This window comes from Paenibacillus sp. VTT E-133291 (genome assembly GCF_002264395.1).
Taxonomy (GTDB): domain Bacteria; phylum Bacillota; class Bacilli; order Paenibacillales; family Paenibacillaceae; genus Paenibacillus_AQ; species Paenibacillus_AQ nitricinens.
The window spans coordinates 1-1,130 of sequence record NZ_NFVA01000216.1; the positions used below are offsets into that span (position 1 = coordinate 1).

Annotated in this window: 2 protein-coding genes; one reads left to right on the forward strand and one right to left on the reverse strand. The window is 37.2% G+C overall.

What is annotated here, in order from left to right:
* Nucleotides 1–214: hypothetical protein (locus CA598_RS32795; RefSeq protein ID WP_218832644.1), on the forward strand; the 214-nt coding region annotated here is incomplete at its 5' end.
* A 55-nt stretch (nucleotides 215–269) separates the two neighbouring features.
* On the opposite strand, the gene CA598_RS31635 is transcribed toward CA598_RS32795, so the two are convergent.
* Nucleotides 270–1,130, reverse strand: an 861-nt coding sequence (locus CA598_RS31635) for a transglutaminase-like domain-containing protein (protein WP_306440437.1), incomplete at its 5' end; no start/stop codon positions are given.

Sequence of the window (1,130 nt, forward strand, 5' to 3'; positions counted from 1 at the left end):
GTTTTCAAAGATCAAGTTCTCGTTGGCGCCTTTTAATGTCTCAGCAGCAACTCTTATAATATATCATGTTGTTCTCAGTAATGCAAGCTTTATTTTTCGAAAGCCGTTTATATCACTCTCTCAAACATTGCCTGTACGCTTTCCAACAACGCTTAACTATAATAACCTATCTATTCATAGAAAAGCAACCCCTAATAGAAAAATAAACAACTAGCTTAATAATTAAGCTGGTTGTTTATTTAATAGAGTTATGATTCTAGCGATGCAAATTAATAGTATTTTGCTGCAGTATACTTACTTGAAGCCTTAATAAAATCTGCATTCTTCTTACTCTTCGCTGCCGATGCATCTACCGTAGTATCAATAGTAACCCATTTCCCATCCATCAGTACTTCATTCCATGCATGATATTGGGTAACGTAGCTAGTATTCCCCATCACCAACTTAGCAGGCACATCTACACTACGCAGCATTGCGGCAAAAAGAGAAGCATAGTCATAGCAGATTCCTTTTTTAGTATTCAAAGTGTTGTTAATGTTCGGAATATAATCTGTTGTTACGTTATTAGCAAGAGAATAATCGTATTGTACATTAGCAACTACATAGTTATAGATTGCCTTAACTTTTTCTTCATCTGTTGTTTTGCCTTTTGTAAGCTCTTTTGCCTTAAGGATCGCTTTATCAGAAGAACTCCATTTCACATTCTGTACGGAGCCCAAATATACGGAATTCGAGTCACTCATGGTTACATCTACTACTTCGGAATATAACGATTTGTATTTATTTCCTGTTGTGTTCTCAAGAACAGAAACCTTATAAGTACCATTACCTTGTTGTAAAGGGAAGTCCTCAGCTTGTCCAGAAGCATATAAGTTATATGTATAGCTGCTGTTGTCTTTAGTGATCATGAGTTTGATTCTTTTATCTTTCGGAATATCATAGTTAATCCCAATAACACCTTGAGCCACTTTTGATGTAATCAACCAGCTCGCATCTACACTTGCGGCTTGAGCTGTGCTTACCGGAACCGCAGTAATTAGTACGAACAGCGCCATCATCATAAAATAAACCTTTTTCACGGATAAAACCCCTTTCGGTAGCTGGCTGCCATCCTTTCGGGAAGGCCCTTT